The sequence below is a fragment of the Bacillus cereus ATCC 14579 genome (assembly GCF_000007825.1).
Taxonomy (GTDB): Bacteria; Bacillota; Bacilli; order Bacillales; family Bacillaceae_G; genus Bacillus_A; species Bacillus_A cereus.
Genome location: NC_004722.1, coordinates 4,786,557 through 4,805,000, shown reverse-complemented (window position 1 = coordinate 4,805,000; position 18,444 = coordinate 4,786,557). Strand labels below are relative to the sequence as shown.

Sequence of the window (18,444 nt, the reverse complement as noted above, 5' to 3'; positions counted from 1 at the left end):
GGTAGCGAAATTCCTTGTCGGGTAAGTTCCGACCCGCACGAAAGGTGTAACGATTTGGGCACTGTCTCAACCAGAGACTCGGTGAAATTATAGTACCTGTGAAGATGCAGGTTACCCGCGACAGGACGGAAAGACCCCGTGGAGCTTTACTGTAGCCTGATATTGAATTTTGGTACAGTTTGTACAGGATAGGCGGGAGCCATTGAAACCGGAGCGCTAGCTTCGGTGGAGGCGCTGGTGGGATACCGCCCTGACTGTATTGAAATTCTAACCTACGGGTCTTATCGACCCGGGAGACAGTGTCAGGTGGGCAGTTTGACTGGGGCGGTCGCCTCCTAAAGTGTAACGGAGGCGCCCAAAGGTTCCCTCAGAATGGTTGGAAATCATTCGTAGAGTGCAAAGGCATAAGGGAGCTTGACTGCGAGACCTACAAGTCGAGCAGGGACGAAAGTCGGGCTTAGTGATCCGGTGGTTCCGCATGGAAGGGCCATCGCTCAACGGATAAAAGCTACCCCGGGGATAACAGGCTTATCTCCCCCAAGAGTCCACATCGACGGGGAGGTTTGGCACCTCGATGTCGGCTCATCGCATCCTGGGGCTGTAGTCGGTCCCAAGGGTTGGGCTGTTCGCCCATTAAAGCGGTACGCGAGCTGGGTTCAGAACGTCGTGAGACAGTTCGGTCCCTATCCGTCGTGGGCGTAGGAAATTTGAGAGGAGCTGTCCTTAGTACGAGAGGACCGGGATGGACGCACCGCTGGTGTACCAGTTGTTCTGCCAAGGGCATAGCTGGGTAGCTATGTGCGGAAGGGATAAGTGCTGAAAGCATCTAAGCATGAAGCCCCCCTCAAGATGAGATTTCCCATAGCGTAAGCTAGTAAGATCCCTGAAAGATGATCAGGTTGATAGGTTCGAGGTGGAAGCATGGTGACATGTGGAGCTGACGAATACTAATAGATCGAGGACTTAACCATATAATATGAAGCAATGTTATCTAGTTTTGAAAGAATATAAAAAACTTGTTGACTTTCGAAAGTAAATGAGTTACAATAATTCTTGTCTTAAATGAATACAGTCTGGTAATGATGGCAGAGAGGTCACACCCGTTCCCATACCGAACACGGAAGTTAAGCTCTCTAGCGCCGATGGTAGTTGGGACCTTGTCCCTGTGAGAGTAGGACGTTGCCAGGCAAATGGAGGATTAGCTCAGCTGGGAGAGCACCTGCCTTACAAGCAGGGGGTCGGCGGTTCGATCCCGTCATCCTCCACCATTTAGCCGACTTAGCTCAATTGGTAGAGCAACTGACTTGTAATCAGTAGGTTGGGGGTTCAAGTCCTCTAGTCGGCACCAGAAATCATGGCGGTTGTGGCGAAGTGGTTAACGCACCGGATTGTGGCTCCGGCATTCGTGGGTTCGATTCCCATCAGTCGCCCCATTTTTCTTAAATAAATTAATATGCGGGTGTGGCGGAATTGGCAGACGCACCAGACTTAGGATCTGGCGCCTTTGGCGTGGGGGTTCGACTCCCTTCACCCGCACTTTTAATTAAATAACTCATACATGTCTTGCGGAAGTAGTTCAGTGGTAGAATACAACCTTGCCAAGGTTGGGGTCGCGGGTTCGAATCCCGTCTTCCGCTCCAATTTTCAATATGACATGCCGGGGTGGCGGAACAGGCAGACGCACAGGACTTAAAATCCTGCGGTGGGTGACCACCGTGCGGGTTCGACCCCCGCCCTCGGCACCATATGCGCCCGTAGCTCAATTGGATAGAGCGTTTGACTACGGATCAAGAGGTTAGGGGTTCGACTCCTCTCGGGCGCGCTTTTATTAACGGGAAGTGGCTCAGCTTGGTAGAGCACCTGGTTTGGGACCAGGGGGTCGCAGGTTCAAATCCTGTCTTCCCGATTCCCTAAAAAACATGGGGCCTTAGCTCAGCTGGGAGAGCGCCTGCCTTGCACGCAGGAGGTCAGCGGTTCGATCCCGCTAGGCTCCACTTATATTAATATCATTTATGGCGGTGTAGCTCAGCTGGCTAGAGCGTACGGTTCATACCCGTGAGGTCGGGGGTTCGATCCCCTCCGCCGCTACCATAAAGGACCTTTAGCTCAGCTGGTTAGAGCAGACGGCTCATAACCGTCCGGTCGTAGGTTCGAGTCCTACAAGGTCCACCATTAGACGTATATATCTCGGAGGTATACCCAAGTTCGGCTGAAGGGATCGGTCTTGAAAACCGACAGGCGGCGAGAGTCGCGCGGGGGTTCGAATCCCTCTACCTCCTCCATTTTTTCTAAAGTAAATATTTTATCATCGCGGGGTGGAGCAGCACGGTAGCTCGTCGGGCTCATAACCCGAAGGTCGCAGGTTCAAATCCTGTCCCCGCAACCAAATGGTCCCGTGGTGTAGTGGTTAACATGCCTGCCTGTCACGCAGGAGATCGCCGGTTCGACCCCGGTCGGGACCGCCATTTTTACATAAAGGCTCGGTAGCTCAGTCGGTAGAGCAGAGGACTGAAAATCCTCGTGTCGGCGGTTCGATTCCGTCCCGAGCCACCATTTTGAAGTCGCAAGCCGACTTAGCTCAATTGGTAGAGCAACTGACTTGTAATCAGTAGGTTGGGGGTTCAAGTCCTCTAGTCGGCACCACTTTCAAAATGAGCCATTAGCTCAGTTGGTAGAGCATCTGACTTTTAATCAGAGGGTCGAAGGTTCGAGTCCTTCATGGCTCACCATTTACAATTTAATGCGGGTGTAGTTTAGTGGTAAAACAAGAGCCTTCCAAGCTCTGGTCGAGAGTTCGATTCTCTTCACCCGCTTTTCAATTATGGGCCTATAGCTCAGCTGGTTAGAGCGCACGCCTGATAAGCGTGAGGTCGATGGTTCGAGTCCATTTAGGCCCACCATAATTGTTCCGCAGTAGCTCAGTGGTAGAGCTATCGGCTGTTAACCGATCGGTCGTAGGTTCGAGTCCTACCTGCGGAGCCATATTTATAGAGAAGTACCCAAGTGGCTCAAGGGGCTCCCCTGCTAAGGGAGTAGATCGCGAACGCGGTGCGAGGGTTCGAATCCCTTCTTCTCTGCCAGAACTGGCCCGTTGGTCAAGTGGTTAAGACACCGCCCTTTCACGGCGGTAACACGGGTTCGAATCCCGTACGGGTCATACTAAAAGAGATAGCATAATCTGCTATCTCTTTTTTGTTGTATAAAAATGGACTTTGGATAGTCTGCTTTTTTATGCAATAGAAGAAATATGAAGTATTCGCTGTTGCAGTTGGGTACATAGAGAGCCGTAAATACAATCATGTTAATTATTTGGACCTGTATGAATATGAAGGAATTAACTTCAACTTGAACTTTTACCCCAGCTGTATGGCTGTAGCCTCCTACACTTGGAGAAACCGATGAAAATGCATCTGGGAGCTACTGTGGAAAATAAATAATATATAGAAGAAGCTGCTTTCTCTCAATAGCTGTGATCTACTGAAGACAGCTTTTTTATGTTGTCAGTATTGTCGGTAAGTCGATATATTGCAAAAATCGCTGATATAATTTGAGTTACGATCGATAAATTTTAATAATCGCTGATATATTTGGAGTTACGGTCGATATATTCTAAAAATCGCCGGTGTAATTTCACTTACCGACAAAAAACACAAGAAAATCCCTTTCACAATCTAAAGAAAACGCCTCCATTGAAATGGATTCCACACCTATTCCAATAACTTTACACTCTATGTGAAAAAGTTCACAAATAGGTCATAATTTGTGAAGTAATTCACAATAATACGTGCTACAATATGAATGTAAAGAAGTTAAACAACATTAAATTAGTATTTTAATTAATTACTTAAACAATCATAAAAAAATATATGTGAACAATAGAGAGGGGAAATTACCATGAAAAAAGGTATCAATCGTGTAGTATTAGTAGGAACAGGAGCTGTAGGTTGTAGTTACGCTTACTCAATGATCAACCAAGGTGTAGCTGAAGAATTCGTATTAGTAGATGTTAATGAAGCAAAAGCAGAAGGGGAAGCAATGGACTTAAGCCATGCGGTACCATTCTCTCCATCACCAACAAAAGTTTGGAGCGGTAGCTATGCAGATTGTAAAGATGCAGATTTAGTTGTTATCACTGCTGGGTTACCACAAAAGCCAGGTGAAACTCGTTTAGACTTAGTTGAGAAAAATACAAAGATCTTTAAACAAATCGTTCGAGGCATTATGGATAGCGGATTCGATGGAATCTTCTTAATCGCAACTAACCCAGTTGATATTTTAACTTACGTAACTTGGAAAGAATCTGGTTTACCGAAAGAGCGCGTAATCGGTTCTGGTACTACTTTAGACTCTGCTCGTTTCCGTTACATGTTAGGTGACTACTTAGATGTAGATCCACGTAACGTTCATGCTTACATCGTTGGTGAACACGGTGACACTGAACTTCCAGTATGGAGCCACGCTACTATCGGTGTACAAAAATTAGAAACAATCTTAGCTAACAACGAACAGTACAAACAAGAAGACTTAGACAAAATCTTCGAAAACGTACGTGATGCAGCTTACCAAGTCATCGAGCGTAAAGGTGCAACTTACTACGGAATCGGTATGTCACTACTTCGTGTAACTAAAGCAATCTTAAACAACGAGAACAGCGTATTAACTGTATCTGCATACCTTGAAGGTCAATACGGCGAGAAAGATGCTTACGTAGGTGTTCCAGCTGTAATTAACCGCGAAGGTGTACGTGAAATCGTAGAACTTGAGCTAAATGAAGATGAAAAAGCGAAGTTCGCTCATTCTGTAAAAGTATTAAAAGAAACAATGGCACCAGTACTATAATAATTGCTAAATAGTTCAGAGGTGGGAAACTGCTTCTTACCTCTGAACTTATATAATTTAATATAAATTCCTTTTCCGGTTTCCCTTGTATATCCCCAATATACCCCTTTTGCTGGATAAGGGTCGTTTATAGAAAAAGAGCACTCTATTTTACGTAGAGTGCTCTTTATTATTCCGTTATTTGCCGGGCAGTAAAACCTCAATTGATTAAAGTTTCACTTTATTATTTTTTAGGCGTTAATCCTAATTTCTTTAAAATATCTGCCAGTGTACCGCTTTTTGATTTTTCTACAGGTGTTTGTGATTTAGATGCATCTGGCCCTTTTTTCAAGAAGTTCTTTTCAACGAAGCGAATATCTTTTTCGTCGACAATACCATCTTTATTAAGATCTCCGTCTTTTACAGTTAGTCCTTTTTTACGATAGTTGCTAGCAATGATTTCAGCATCTTTAATATCGATTACTTTATCACCATTTACATCGCCGGCAAGGTTTTCGTCAGGTTTTGCATAATAATATTGGCCAAGCAACTTACCGTCTTTTTCAGTACCAAGTTTCGTTGTTAGGCGGCTTGTTAAATGTCCTGGCACCTCTACATATAAGTTATAGTCGCGTTTATTAACTGGAAGTCCATTTAGTTTGAAGTATCCGTATTTATCTAGTGAGCCTTCAAACTTATGACGGTAAGAATCAGTCGCATATACTTTTACGTCAAGCTTTGTATAATCGAACTTTTCATCTAAATATCCGCGTTCATTTAAGAATGCACCAGGTTTAATATTTCCTTCTACTAATGAGTTTAAGGACATAACTGAGAATGTTTGATCTTGAAGTACACGCATTCTATTTGGTTCTGATTCACCTTGTTTCCAGTAAACAAAAATTGGTGATTCTAATTGAGCGTTTGCTTCATAAAACTCATCATTTTCTACTTTGAAAGTTACATCAATGAACGGGAAATCACCATCTAATCCAGCAAAATTTTTGTCATCGATAGCTCCGCCAACTGTAACAGAGCCTGCCTCTAGTTTCGGTTCATTTACTTTTGCGGTTACCCCCTTTTGGGAAAGTAGCTTTTCAAAAGCAGGATTAAATTTCGCATTTGCAAATTTGAAGTTCTTCTCTAGGAAGTTTACATTAAATTGCCCAGCAACAAATTGTTTTACGTGTTTCGCGTTTAGTGTTACTGTGAACTCGTCATTTTTATATAATTCTTTTTTATCGTAACTAGTTTTTGCATATTGAGCACCTTGCGGGATAAACCAGTAGTTATTTACACCGTTTGGATAGTCAGGACCTGCAGTTGCATAATCGAAAATATATACGCCTGTGTTCATTGGACCTTCCGTTCTGAAGGAGTCAGGTGTAATGCCAACTTTAAAGTCGCCATTTGCATTAATCGGTAAAAACTTATGCAAGTATGGAGAATAGTCATAGTACATAACGCCATTCGCTTCTTGCGTAATGTTTAATCCTTTTCCTTTTAAGTAATCAACGTTTGAATCGTATACATTTCCTTTAATCCATAATGCTTTTTTGCCATCTTCTACTGTATAATTTTCTTCATTTAACTCGTAAATACCAGGTTTTAATCCAGTTAATTTCACTTCTGGTGGTGTATTATCAATTACAACATAATCACCTTTTACACGTGCTTTCCCAGCCTTATCATAACCGACAAACTCAATTGTGTAGTCTCCTTCTGGTAAGTTGATTTTCTCATCACCGATTGGTTTTGCAGGATCATTTGTAAAAGGATACACTTTTCCATTAAAGAATGAATCTAAGTAGTAATACACATCAGTTTTTAGGCCACTCGTGTTTAATGTTCCAATGAAGCCAAGAGCTTTATTTGTTTTGGAATCTTTTACGATAAGATCTAACGTTTCAAGTTCGCTGTTTAATTGGAATGCTCCGTGAACATACGATTCACCGTATGGATTGAATTTAGATGTATCAGTTGAAATTGCTTTTCTTGATAGTATTGCATTTTCAATACCAGGCTCTGATACACGAATAGAGAATGGGATTTGATATGTTTCTTCTTTATTTTTTGTGTTCGTAATATGAATGTACCCTTCATATCGGCCTTGTTTCACACCGGCTGGAACATTAATTTTTGCTTTAATTTCACCTGTTTTGCCAGCATCAAGAGTAATTGTTTCTGGAGCAGAGATTTTTACACCGTTTGCGACAGCATCGTTAATAGTAGACGATGCTGGTGTATAAGAAATTTCTGTTTTAAATTCTTTTTTCTCTTGTTTATTATGATTAGTTACTTTTATATTTCGTTTTTGTTCAAGAGCTTCACCGTCTTTTTGATAAAACTTACCGAATGCAATAGATCCAGTTTCTTCGGGTACTTCAATTACTTCATCATTTACAACAGTTTGTGTCGTATCTAATACTTTAAAGCTTGTTTCTGTACGAACGGCGTTGTAAGCATCTACTCGCCCAGCTCCAACTTCATATACGGAATATTTTTCTTTTAAATCATTAGCTGTGTTCATAAGAGACGCTTTTACATCGAACGGAGAGTAGTCTGGGTGTTCTTGTAAAATTAGAGCAGCAACGCCAGCGATATGAGGAGAAGCCATAGATGTTCCTTGCATACGCTCATAGGAAACAGCGTAGTTTTCACCCTCTTGCGGGTCGTTAATATATTCAGGAACTGTTGAAAGGATAGCGACACCAGGCGCTGTAATATCAGGCTTAATATCATCATTTGCTGTAACAGGACCGCGTGAGCTAAAGTCTGCAAGATGATCGCCTTCTGTTTGAATGTAATTAATTTCATCGAGAGTTAAGGAGGTGCTACCTTGTTCGATTTGAGCTTTTAGTTTTTCACCTTCTTCTTTCGTTAGGCGGAATGCTGGAATGTATTTTGTACTTTCGCCAACGTAGAAAGGAATTTCTCCATCCACATTGTTATAAATAATAACGGCTTTTGCACCTGCTTGTTTTGCATTAGCAATTTTTTCATCAAATGACAGTGTACCGCGTGCAACGAGAGCGATTTTTCCTTTTACATCTTTTTTACTAAACTCGTCAGGCGTACCAATTCCTACATATTCAATAGGTAAAGTTTGTCCCTTGAAATCTTCTATTTTATCAGTGAAGTTTTTGCCGAATAGAATTAGGTTAGGAAATTGTAATTGTCCAGCATGACCTGATAGTTTCGGTAAGGAAATAGAGCTATCACTTGCTCCAACCGTAATTGCAAATGGTGAAGCACCTGGTGATCCGAGTGTTGATGGATTTGGTCCAGAGTTACCAGCAGCAACGACTGTAACAACGCCTGAAAGCATTGCATTATTAACAGCGATAGATGTTGGATCGAGTGGATTGTTGCTATCATCACCTAACGATAAGTTAATAACGTTCATACCGTCAGAAATGGATTTATCAATTGCAGCGATAATACCTGAACTATCTCCACTTCCGTATGGACCGAGTACACGATAGTTATACAGTTCAATGTCAGGTGCAACACCTTTTACTGCTGAATCAGATTGGTTCTTCTTTTGAGCAGAAACGATACCTGCTACGTGAGTGCCGTGGGCTGTGTAGAAGGAAGAACCACGGTTATCAAATTCAGGAGCACCAGATTGTTGCCATTCTGAATAAGTAGTTTCCATTGGATCTGCATCATTATTAATAAAGTCCCAACCCTTTACTGAGTTTGGGTCTACTTTGCTAGAGTCCTCACCAGGTTTCGCGCGATAGCCTTTATATACGTCTTTTAAGTCAGGATGATTGTAATCAATACCTGTATCTAATACACCAACTTTAATTCCTTTTCCGGTAATGCCCTCACTATGTAACTTATCTACTCCAATTTGCGGGATGCTATCTGTTAGTTTTTGAGGCGCTTTTTGCTCAGCTTGTTTTGGTAAATTTAATTTCACTTCGTAATCTTTCCAAATACGTTTTACAACGCCAATTCGTAACAATTCTTCTACTGTATTTGCTGGTAATGTCATCGCAACACCATTTATCGCATGCTTATAAGAACGTTTAATTTGTACAGACTGGAAGTTTCCTGATTTTACTGATGGGCTGAATTGATAAAGACGTTTTAGTCCTTTTTCGAATTCTTCATGTTCTTGATCAATACGTGCTTTTATATTTTCAGGAGCAGACTGTAATCCTTTTTCTTTTTGTTTTAATTCATTAATCTTTACTGGAGCAGTTTGAAATTCTACGATGATATTTACAGGCTCAGAACTACTCGTATTAATATCTGGTGAAATTGTAAAACCAGGGTTGGCATCTACCGTTTGTAATGCCAGGCGTTGTTCTTTAGAAAGCTTAGATAATATAGAATGAGCATTTGAAGATTCAATTTGGTTAATAGGACTTTCAGCAAGTACATTGAACGGAATAGCAGTTGAAAACAAAACGCCAGCTGTTACAATTCCGGTAACAAAACGATTTTTCTTTTTCATGTATAGGCCTCCGGTAATTTATATTTTTAAAAATTATTTCTCCACGCCAGCTGTTTGCTCAGCATGGAATGTCCAGTTTAGCTGCAGGGAATCACCTTGAAATTTATTTTGATCTCGGTCGTTATCTTCAAATGAGAAGAGGACGTGTAAGTAATCTGTTTCACCAGATTTAATACCATCTATTAAGTTATGACGTTCTAGAGACGTAGCGACATCTTCAGGTTTCATAGTTTTTAATTGTGATAGTTTTGTTTCCCACACAATCTCATGATCATCGCTTGGATTAGATGGCTGTCCATCATTTACTAGAAACTTGACGATAATGTGATCACCTAAATCTTCACCGTCATTATTTTGCTTTGCATCTGTAACTTCATATGATGTTTCAAGTGCTACTTTTGCGATATCCAATGTACCTTTATTATCAAGCTTGAAGTTCCTTTCAATAAAATCACCTGGTTTTAAATCTTTTACATTAACGATTACACTTGGATTAATAGAAAGATCTAGTGTTCCAGCTTGAAATGAGTTACTTGATGTTTCTGAATCACTGAAATAGGCGAATACACCGCCGAATGTAAGGGATAAGCCAAGTGAAGCGGTGATAATTCCCATTCCTACTTTTTGTTTTAATGACATAAGAAAGCCTCCTAGTTAAATTTGTATAGCAACCGTTCGCAACAAGGATAAATAAGTAAACATAGTAGTCCGCTATGAATTATAGTTACGAAAGATCATAGTTCTATATTGAGAACAAGTATATGCTTATGAATTTCGCGTTTCAATAAAAATATGACAAAAAATGTTGAGAAACATTTTTTTATTACAGATTATTTTGTTTTGATTTTGAGTGGAAAATAGCATGAAAAATAGTATAAACCTAATAAAATAAAGGTTGAGAAAAAAATAATAGGAGGAAATATAGAAGTAGAATGAAGCGTTTACAATGAATATTCGTCAAAATTCGATATTTTACACGGAAATGTGAAGAAAAACTAACATTTTTAAGAAAAAAACGAATGTTTTTTATAAATTAACAAGGATATTGCAGTTTTTCGCAGAAATAGTTAAAGTATAAAAAATTCTGTCATCTAAGTGAGGTGAGCATATTGAATGTAATAAATTGTGAAGAAGTGAAACGAGATGAGTTTCATACAGAAAAGTACTATGAAAGTTATAACATCTTTGGCGCGCATGTTGTGACGGAAGATGAGATTCAAGGGGTACGATTTACAGTGTGGGCTCCTCATGCGAAAGCAATGAGTGTTGTTGGGGATTTTAATGAGTGGGATTATGAGCAACATAAGATGCTACAAGTGACAGAAGAAGGCATTTGGTCCTTATTTATACCGCATATTGAAGAAGGAGAAATATATAAATATGCGATTGAAACATTGGCTGGTGACGTCATTTTAAAGGCAGATCCGTATGCTGTATATGCAGAAGTAAGACCGAATACGGCATCTGTAGTTTTTGATATAAAAGGATATGAATGGAATGATAAAAACTGGAATCGTAAGAAAAAGAAAAAATCGATTTATAAAGAAGCGATGACAGTTTATGAATTACATTTTGGTTCTTGGAAAAAGAAAGAAGATGGAACGCTGTACTCTTACAGGGAAATGGTTGAAGAGCTCATCCCGTATGTGGTGGAACATCAATTTACACATATTGAAATTATGCCGCTTGTTGAGCATCCATATGATCGTTCTTGGGGATACCAAGGAACGGGATATTATGCAGCGACGAGTAGATTTGGTACGCCGCATGATTTAATGCATTTTGTCGACGAATGTCATAAATATGGAATCGGTGTCATTTTAGATTGGGTGCCGGGGCATTTTTGTAAAGATGCTCACGGTTTATATTTGTTTGATGGTACACCGACCTATGAATATAAAGATAAAGATGTACAAGAAAATCCAGTATGGGGAACTGTCAATTTTGATTTAGGAAAGAGAGAGGTACGTAATTTCTTAATTTCAAATGCGTTATTTTGGATGAGATATTTCCATATTGATGGTTTCAGAGTTGATGCAGTTGCGAACATGTTGTACTGGAATAAAGAAGGACAAGAGCAAAGTAATGAGCATGCTGTTTCATTTTTAAGAGAGTTAAATGAAGCAGTGTTTGCAGAGGATGAAGATTTTCTTATGACGGCAGAAGATTCAACAGCTTGGCCACTTGTAACAACTCCAACGTATGAAGGTGGGCTTGGATTCAATTACAAATGGAACATGGGCTGGATGAATGACGTGCTGAAATATATGGAGTGTGCGCCTGAATATAGGAAACACATTCATGAGAAAATGACGTTTTCTTTGCTATATGCGTACTCTGAAAACTTCATATTACCGCTTTCTCATGATGAAGTCGTTCATGGGAAAAAGTCGTTATTAAATAAAATGCCAGGTGATTACTGGGATAAGTTTGCTCAGCTTCGTTTATTATATGGATATTTCTTTACTCACCCAGGAAAGAAATTACTTTTCATGGGAGGGGAATTCGGACAGTTTGATGAGTGGAAAGACCTTGAAGATTTAGATTGGAATTTACATGATTTTGAAATGCATCGTTATATGCATGATTACTTTAAAGAGCTCATAGCATTGTATAAGCGCTCAAAACCACTTTGGCAGCTTGATCATTCGCCTGAAGGTTTTCAGTGGATTGATGCTAATAATAACGAGCAAAGTATTTTCTCGTTTATCCGCCAAGGGGATAAACAAGAGGATGCGTTAGTTATCGTATGTAATTTTACGAAAGCTACATATGAAAACTATAAAGTAGGTGTACCAGATTTCGAGTATTATAACGAGATTTTAAACAGTGATGCACAGCAATATGGCGGTTCGGGGCAAGTGAATAAGAAACGTCTTAAGACGATTCTAGAACCGTACCATAATCAAGCAGCACATGTAGAGATTACAATTCCACCATTTGGCGTATCCATATTACGACCAGTGAAGACGAGAAAGGGGAGCAAAAAACAAGATGGCTCAAAAACAAAAGTGCGTAGCAATGTTACTAGCAGGGGGAAAAGGTAGTCGATTAAGTGCATTAACAAAAAATTTAGCCAAGCCAGCTGTTCCATTTGGTGGTAAATATCGCATTATTGATTTTACGCTAAGTAACTGCGCAAATTCTGGTATTGAAACGGTTGGGATTTTAACGCAATATCAACCACTAGAACTTCATAATTATATCGGAATCGGCAATGCATGGGATTTAGACCGAGTAAGCGGTGGAGTCACAGTATTACCTCCTTATGCGGAGTCTTCAGGTGTGAAGTGGTACACAGGTACGGCAAGTGCCATTTATCAAAACTTAAACTATTTAAGTCAATATGAACCAGAGTATGTTCTTATTTTATCAGGCGACCATATTTATAAAATGGATTACAGTAAGATGCTAGATTACCATATTGAGAAAGAATCGGACGTATCCATTTCTGTTATTGAAGTACCTTGGGATGAAGCGAGTCGCTTTGGCATTATGAATACAAATGAAGAAATGGAGATTGTTGAGTTTGAAGAGAAACCACAATTTCCAAGAAGTAATCTTGCATCAATGGGAATCTATATTTTTAATTGGTCAATTTTGAAAGAGTATTTAGAGATGGATGCAAGAAACCCTGAATCTAGTAACGATTTCGGAAAAGACGTACTTCCGCTTTTATTGGATGAAGGGAAGAAGTTAATGGCGTATCCGTTTGAAGGATATTGGAAAGATGTTGGAACGGTGAAGAGCTTATGGGAAGCGAATATGGATTTGCTTCGCGATGAAACATCACTGAATTTAAACGATCGTAATTGGCGTATTTACTCTGTCAATCCAAACGAACCGCCTCAATATATTGCTGAAAAGGCGAAAGTAGAAGAATCGCTTATTAACGAAGGATGCGTCATTGAAGGGGACGTGAAGCATTCTGTGTTATTCCAAGGAGTGACGGTGGAAGAAGGAAGTATGGTGATTGATTCTGTCGTTATGCCAGGGGCTAAGATTGGTAAAAATGTTGTGATTGAAAGAGCGATTGTTGGATCAGAAATGGTTATCGAAGATGGAACAATCATTCGTCCAGAAAAGAATGTTGACGATGTAGTATTAATTGCTGAAGGGAAATAGAAAAGGGGGATGAAATGAATGGGAGAAAAAATGTTAGGAATTATTAATGCAACGGGAAGTTTTCCTTCCTTAAAGAAAGTAACAGGGCATCGTTCACTAGCGGCGTTACCGTTTGGGGGCCGTTATCGACTCATTGATTTCATGCTTTCAAATATGGTGAATTCTAGTATTCATAGTGTGGCAGTTTTTACAAGCCATAAAAATCGTTCGTTAATGGACCATGTTGGTTCAGGAAAACAGTGGGATTTAGATAGAAAACGAGACGGACTATTTTTATTCCCGCCAAACTGCCAATGTGACCAAGATGAATTTGGGTCTTTTGCACACTTTAGAAGACATATTGATTATTTTCTAAGAAGCAGAGAAGAGTACGTTGTTATTACGAATAGCCATCTCGTAACAGCATTAAATTTTCAAGCGGTGTTAGAGCGACATATACATACGGCAGCTGATATTACAGAAGTTTGCCATGAAGGGGTTTGGCTTCAAACATACGTGTTAAAGAAACAATTATTGCTAGACTTATTTGAGGTCATATAAAGGTGTGGAACAATACAGTTTATTTGATGTAGTGAGAGAAAAGCGCGGGAAATCATTACACATTGCTACATATGAACATACTGGATATGTAGCAATTATTGACTCGATTGAAAGTTACTATAAACATAGCTTAGAAATTTTGCAACCTGCTATTTGGAAGCAATTATTTAAGAAAGAAGCACCGATCTTTACGAAAGTAAAAGATGAGCCACCAACTCGTTATTTAAAGGGTGCAGTCGTGAAAAATACAATGATTGCAAATGGCAGTATTATTGAAGGGGAAGTCGAAAACAGTGTTGTTTCCCGTTCGGTTAAAATTGGAAAAGGTTCAATTATTCGTAACAGTATTATTATGCAAAAGAGCCAAATTGGAGATAACTGTATAATAGACGGTGTTATTATTGATAAAGACGTGAAAATTGGCGACGGTGTCGTATTAAAAGGAAGCGCCGATGAGCCGTATGTTGTAGAAAAAGGAAGCGTACAAAACAGTACGATTAATAGTTATTCCTAAAGAATCAGTGGGGGCTTTTTCCTCCACTGATTAAAGTTTTAATTTAAATGAAAACTCGAAGGGAGGAAGCTGCAAGAGGAGTAATAAAAACTTTTCGCGCAGTGGGACAACAAGTGAATATTTTATTTGCAGTATCAGAATGTGTACCGTTTGTGAAATCGGGAGGATTAGCTGATGTAGCGGGTGCGCTCCCAAAAGAGCTAAAAAAATTAGGAGTGGACGTTCGTATTATACTTCCGAATTATAGTCTCATTCCGCAAAAGTTAAGAGATGGATGTACGTTACATAAAGTAATTAACGTCCCTCTTGGGTGGAGAAATCAATATTGTGGAATTTTAAAAGGTGAGCAAGACGGAATTACGTATTACTTAATAGATAATGAATATTATTTTAAGAGAGATTCTCTGTATGGTCATTACGATGACGGAGAGCGTTTTTCTTATTTCTCAAAAGCAGTGTTAGAGTGTATTCCGCACCTTGATTTTGAAGTGGATGTTCTTCATAGCCATGATTGGCATACGGCTATGGTTAATTTCTTACTTCGTGAAAAGTATCAAGATAACCCGTTATATGAGCGTATTAAAACGGTATATACGATTCATAACTTGCAGTTCCAAGGTGTATTTCCTCCTGAAGTGATCTACGACTTGTTAGAGCTTGGTGATGAATATTTTCATAGTGAGCAGCTAGAGTTTTATGGAAACGTAAACTTTATGAAAGGCGGTATTATTGCTTCGGATCAAATTACAGCGGTGAGCCCGACGTATAAAGAAGAAATTCAATATGAATTTTTCGGTGAGAAGTTAGATGGATTACTGCGAAAATATAATGATAAGCTTAGCGGCATTGTAAATGGTATTGATACGAGCGTATATAATCCAGAAACGGATTCGTATATTAAGGCCCAGTATGATGCAGAGTCATTATATGAAAAGAGTGAAAATAAACGCGCCTTGCAGCGTTATTTTGGTTTGCCAGAAAAAGAGGATACACCAATTATTTCAATGGTAACGAGATTAACGAAGCAAAAAGGTCTTGATTTAGTACGTACTGTATTCCGCGAAATAATGGAAGAAGATGTACAATGTATTATTTTAGGTTCAGGTGATTCGGAATATGAGCAATTCTTTGAGTGGATGGCATATGAGTATCCGGAGAAGGTAAAAGTTTATATCGGATTTAATGAAGAATTAGCTCACCAAGTGTATGCGGGAAGCGATTTGTTTTTAATGCCATCGCTGTTTGAACCGTGTGGACTTGGACAACTTATCGCATTAGCATACGGTACGATTCCAATTGTAAGAGAAACAGGTGGGTTAAACGACACGGTACATTCTTATGATGAAGAAACTGGAGAAGGAAATGGTTTCAGTTTCACGAATTTTAATGCACATGACATGCTGCATACGATTCATCGTGCAATTGAATTCTATCATGATAAACCAGTGTGGGAGCAGCTTGTAAAACAAGCGATGACTGAAGATTATAGCTGGGAGCAATCGGCTCTTGCTTATAAGGAATTGTATAAAAGTCTCATGGAATAACATGTAGGTGGTGAAAAAATGTTTACTCATGTTGAAAGTTTTAAATCAACTTTTCTAGAAAAGTTAGAGACGATGTATGGTAAAAGTTTTAAAGATTCTACAACTCGTGATCAATATAATACACTCGGCCATATGGTACGTGAGTATATGAATAGTCAATGGATTGCAACGAACGAGAGTTATCGATCCGGAGAGCAAAAGCAAATGTATTACTTGTCTATTGAGTTTTTGCTTGGACGTTTGCTTGGAAGTAACATCTTGAATTTAGGTATTCGAGATGTATGCGAGCAGGGGTTATCTGAACTAGGGATTTCATTACAAGAGTTAGAAGAAGTGGAAGCAGATGCAGGCCTTGGTAATGGTGGGCTTGGACGCTTAGCAGCCTGTTTTCTCGATTCACTCGCATCTTTAAACTTACCAGGACACGGCTGTGGAATTCGTTATAAACATGGTTTGTTTGATCAGAAAATTGTTGATGGTTATCAAGTTGAATTTCCAGAACAGTGGCTTCTTCATGAAAACGTATGGGAAGTAAGAAGGTATGATCAAGCTGTAGAAGTAAGTTATTTCGGCAGTGTTGAACCGCTAGAAATTGACGGGCGTTTAGAGTTTAGGCATACAAATGCAGAAGTCATTATGGCCGTGCCATATGATGTGCCGGTAGTTGGCTATGAGACGAGTACTGTAAATACACTTAGACTTTGGAATGCTGAACCAGTTCCTTTCCCGCAAAACTGCAAAGATATTTTGAAATATAAGCGTGAAACAGAGGCTGTATCGGAGTTTTTATATCCAGATGATACGCATGATGAGGGAAAAATACTTCGTTTAAAACAACAGTATTTCCTCGTATCAGCAAGTTTGCAAAATATCGTTCGAATGCATAGAGAAAGATATGGTGACCTTCGTCAACTACATGAAAAAATTGCGATCCACATTAACGATACACATCCGGTTTTAGCAATTCCGGAACTGATGCGTATTTTACTAGACGAAGAAAAGTTAGCATGGGAAGAAGCTTGGCACATAACGACGCAGACGATTTCTTATACGAATCATACGACGTTATCAGAAGCGCTCGAAAAGTGGCCAATTCACATTTTTAAACCGTTATTACCGAGAATTTATATGATTATTGAAGAGATTAATGAACGTTTCTGTCATGAACTGTGGGAACAGTATCCGTATGAGTGGGATCGTATTGAAGCAATGGCGATTATTGCACATGACCTTGTGAAAATGGCTCATTTAGCGATTGTCGGTAGCCATAGCGTAAACGGTGTAGCAAAAATTCATACGGAAATATTAAAGCAGCGGGAAATGCGATTGTTTTATGAATTTTACCCAGATAAGTTTAATAATAAGACGAATGGAATTGCTCATAGGCGCTGGCTTATGAAAGCAAATCCACAGTTAACAAATCTCATTTCAGAGGCGATTGGAACGGAGTGGAAGAAAGAACCGATTAAGCTTCAAGAGCTACAATTAGTTCAATATGATGCGAGTTTCCAAGAGAAATTTGCAGAGGTAAAACAAGAGCGTAAAGAGATTTTAGCGGAGCGTATTCATAATACAATGGGGATTACCATTGATCCAAATTCTATTTTTGATGTGCAAGTGAAAAGATTACATGCTTATAAACGACAATTATTAAATGTTCTTCATATTTTATATTTGTATAACCGTTTGAAAGAGGATGCTAGTTTTACATTTTATCCGCGTACTTTTATTTTTGGAGCGAAAGCATCACCTGGCTATTATTACGCGAAAAAAATTATTAAATTAATAAATGAACTCGCAAGAAAAGTAAATAATGACCCGTATGTCAGTCAATATATGAAAGTTATCTTTCTAGAAAACTATCGAGTTTCTTTAGCTGAAGATATATTCCCAGCAGCGGATGTAAGTGAACAAATTTCAACGGCGAGTAAAGAAGCATCGGGAACAGGTAATATGAAATTTATGATGAATGGTGCGATTACACTCGGAACGCTAGACGGTGCTAACGTTGAAATAAAAGACCGGGTCGGTGAGGATAACTGTTTTATTTTCGGTTTAACAGCGGAAGAGGTTCTTCATTACTATCAAAATGGTGGATATCGTGCAAGTGATTATTATCACCACAATAGGCACATTAAAAAAGTAGTTGATCAATTAACAAATGGTTTCTTTGCACAATCGGGAGCTGAATTTGAAGCGATTTACGATTCTCTCGTTATTCAAAACGATGAATATTTCGTTCTGCGAGATTTTGGTCCGTATGCTGAAAGACAAGAAGCTGTTGGTAGAGCTTATGAGAACCGAACAAAGTGGCTAGAAATGTCTATTTTAAATATTGCACAGTCTGGTCATTTTGCGAGCGATCGAACGATTTTGCAGTACAGTAATGAAATTTGGGGTATCGGTAATGCAGTTAAACAGTTTTAAAGAGGTTG

General features: G+C 39.4%; 7 protein-coding genes, 22 tRNA genes, 2 rRNA genes and 1 pseudogene (1 of these 32 cut by a window edge). 30 read left to right on the top strand and 2 right to left on the bottom strand.

Features of this window, described 5'->3' with window-relative positions; genetic code table 11:
* From BC_RS24415 to BC_RS24295, 25 genes are all read left to right on the top strand, one after another.
* Positions 1-971, top strand: a 23S ribosomal RNA gene (locus BC_RS24415); it begins 1,951 nt to the left of the window's first position.
* 101 nt (positions 972-1,072) lie between these two features.
* Positions 1,073-1,188, top strand: a 5S ribosomal RNA gene (rrf, locus tag BC_RS24410).
* Positions 1,189-1,192: 4 nt separating this feature from the next.
* Positions 1,193-1,268 (top strand) — tRNA-Val (locus BC_RS24405).
* 4 nt (positions 1,269-1,272) lie between these two features.
* A tRNA-Thr gene (locus tag BC_RS24400) sits at positions 1,273-1,348 on the top strand.
* Between the two features lie 9 nt (positions 1,349-1,357).
* Positions 1,358-1,433: transfer RNA gene (locus tag BC_RS24395), tRNA-His, on the top strand.
* Between the two features lie 22 nt (positions 1,434-1,455).
* A tRNA-Leu gene (locus tag BC_RS24390) sits at positions 1,456-1,536 on the top strand.
* Between the two features lie 29 nt (positions 1,537-1,565).
* Positions 1,566-1,640: transfer RNA gene (locus BC_RS24385), tRNA-Gly, on the top strand.
* 16 nt (positions 1,641-1,656) lie between these two features.
* Positions 1,657-1,745, top strand: a tRNA-Leu gene (locus BC_RS24380).
* A 3-nt stretch (positions 1,746-1,748) separates the two neighbouring features.
* A tRNA-Arg gene (locus tag BC_RS24375) sits at positions 1,749-1,822 on the top strand.
* Between the two features lie 10 nt (positions 1,823-1,832).
* Positions 1,833-1,906 (top strand) — tRNA-Pro (locus tag BC_RS24370).
* 15 nt (positions 1,907-1,921) lie between these two features.
* Positions 1,922-1,994 (top strand) — tRNA-Ala (locus BC_RS24365).
* A gap of 20 nt (positions 1,995-2,014) precedes the next feature.
* Positions 2,015-2,091: transfer RNA gene (locus tag BC_RS24360), tRNA-Met, on the top strand.
* Positions 2,092-2,095: 4 nt separating this feature from the next.
* Positions 2,096-2,172: transfer RNA gene (locus tag BC_RS24355), tRNA-Ile, on the top strand.
* A 17-nt stretch (positions 2,173-2,189) separates the two neighbouring features.
* Positions 2,190-2,282 (top strand) — tRNA-Ser (locus BC_RS24350).
* Between the two features lie 27 nt (positions 2,283-2,309).
* Positions 2,310-2,386: transfer RNA gene (locus BC_RS24345), tRNA-Met, on the top strand.
* Positions 2,387-2,389: 3 nt separating this feature from the next.
* A tRNA-Asp gene (locus BC_RS24340) sits at positions 2,390-2,465 on the top strand.
* 12 nt (positions 2,466-2,477) lie between these two features.
* Positions 2,478-2,553 (top strand) — tRNA-Phe (locus BC_RS24335).
* Positions 2,554-2,567: 14 nt separating this feature from the next.
* Positions 2,568-2,643, top strand: a tRNA-Thr gene (locus BC_RS24330).
* A 10-nt stretch (positions 2,644-2,653) separates the two neighbouring features.
* A tRNA-Lys gene (locus BC_RS24325) sits at positions 2,654-2,729 on the top strand.
* Positions 2,730-2,742: 13 nt separating this feature from the next.
* A tRNA-Gly gene (locus tag BC_RS24320) sits at positions 2,743-2,813 on the top strand.
* Between the two features lie 10 nt (positions 2,814-2,823).
* Positions 2,824-2,900 (top strand) — tRNA-Ile (locus BC_RS24315).
* Positions 2,901-2,907: 7 nt separating this feature from the next.
* A tRNA-Asn gene (locus BC_RS24310) sits at positions 2,908-2,982 on the top strand.
* A gap of 7 nt (positions 2,983-2,989) precedes the next feature.
* A tRNA-Ser gene (locus BC_RS24305) sits at positions 2,990-3,080 on the top strand.
* 5 nt (positions 3,081-3,085) lie between these two features.
* Positions 3,086-3,157, top strand: a tRNA-Glu gene (locus tag BC_RS24300).
* A gap of 737 nt (positions 3,158-3,894) precedes the next feature.
* Positions 3,895-4,839 (top strand): L-lactate dehydrogenase, encoded by a 945-nt coding sequence (locus BC_RS24295; RefSeq protein ID WP_000715345.1) that lies wholly within the window; start codon positions 3,895-3,897, stop codon positions 4,837-4,839.
* A 223-nt stretch (positions 4,840-5,062) separates the two neighbouring features.
* On the opposite strand, the gene BC_RS24290 is transcribed toward BC_RS24295, so the two are convergent.
* Together BC_RS24290 and BC_RS24285 are read right to left on the bottom strand one after the other, a co-directional pair.
* Positions 5,063-9,286, bottom strand: coding sequence for a S8 family serine peptidase (locus BC_RS24290; RefSeq protein WP_000728853.1), 4,224 nt, complete (start codon positions 9,284-9,286; stop codon positions 5,063-5,065).
* Between the two features lie 33 nt (positions 9,287-9,319).
* Positions 9,320-9,925, bottom strand: a complete 606-nt coding sequence (locus BC_RS24285; RefSeq protein ID WP_000053926.1) for a CalY family protein — start codon at positions 9,923-9,925, stop codon at positions 9,320-9,322.
* A 470-nt stretch (positions 9,926-10,395) separates the two neighbouring features.
* Here BC_RS24285 and glgB point away from each other — a divergent pair, with 470 nt between their 5' ends.
* From glgB to glgP, 5 genes and pseudogenes are all read left to right on the top strand, one after another.
* Positions 10,396-12,333 carry a 1,4-alpha-glucan branching protein GlgB gene (glgB, locus tag BC_RS24280; protein ID WP_001100880.1) on the top strand — a complete coding sequence of 646 codons (1,938 nt, stop codon included), beginning with the start codon at positions 10,396-10,398 and terminating at the stop codon, positions 12,331-12,333.
* A complete protein-coding gene (gene glgC, locus BC_RS24275; protein WP_000057619.1) occupies positions 12,281-13,411 on the top strand; it encodes a glucose-1-phosphate adenylyltransferase in 1,131 nt (376 codons plus the stop codon). Before glgB ends, glgC begins: the two co-directional genes overlap by 53 nt.
* 18 nt (positions 13,412-13,429) lie before the next feature.
* A pseudogene (gene glgD / locus BC_RS24270) lies at positions 13,430-14,465 on the top strand (glucose-1-phosphate adenylyltransferase subunit GlgD).
* Positions 14,466-14,578: 113 nt separating this feature from the next.
* Positions 14,579-16,009: a glycogen synthase GlgA gene (gene glgA / locus BC_RS24265; protein WP_011110443.1), complete on the top strand. Its 1,431-nt coding sequence runs from the start codon at positions 14,579-14,581 to the stop codon at positions 16,007-16,009.
* An 18-nt stretch (positions 16,010-16,027) separates the two neighbouring features.
* Entirely contained in the window at positions 16,028-18,436 is a 2,409-nt protein-coding gene (gene glgP, locus BC_RS24260; protein ID WP_000494109.1) for a glycogen phosphorylase, read from the top strand.
* Positions 18,437-18,444 lie beyond the last annotated feature (8 nt).

Bases quoted from the DNA above. Each gene is read 5' to 3' on its own strand.
- BC_RS24295 (WP_000715345.1), top strand. From the start codon at position 3,895: ATGAAAAAAGGTATCAATCGTGTAGTATTAGTAGGAACAGGAGCTGTA.
- BC_RS24290 (WP_000728853.1), bottom strand. From the start codon at position 9,286: ATGAAAAAGAAAAATCGTTTTGTTACCGGAATTGTAACAGCTGGCGTT.
- BC_RS24285 (WP_000053926.1), bottom strand. From the start codon at position 9,925: ATGTCATTAAAACAAAAAGTAGGAATGGGAATTATCACCGCTTCACTT.
- glgC (WP_000057619.1), top strand. From the start codon at position 12,281: ATGGCTCAAAAACAAAAGTGCGTAGCAATGTTACTAGCAGGGGGAAAA.
- glgP (WP_000494109.1), top strand. From the start codon at position 16,028: ATGTTTACTCATGTTGAAAGTTTTAAATCAACTTTTCTAGAAAAGTTA.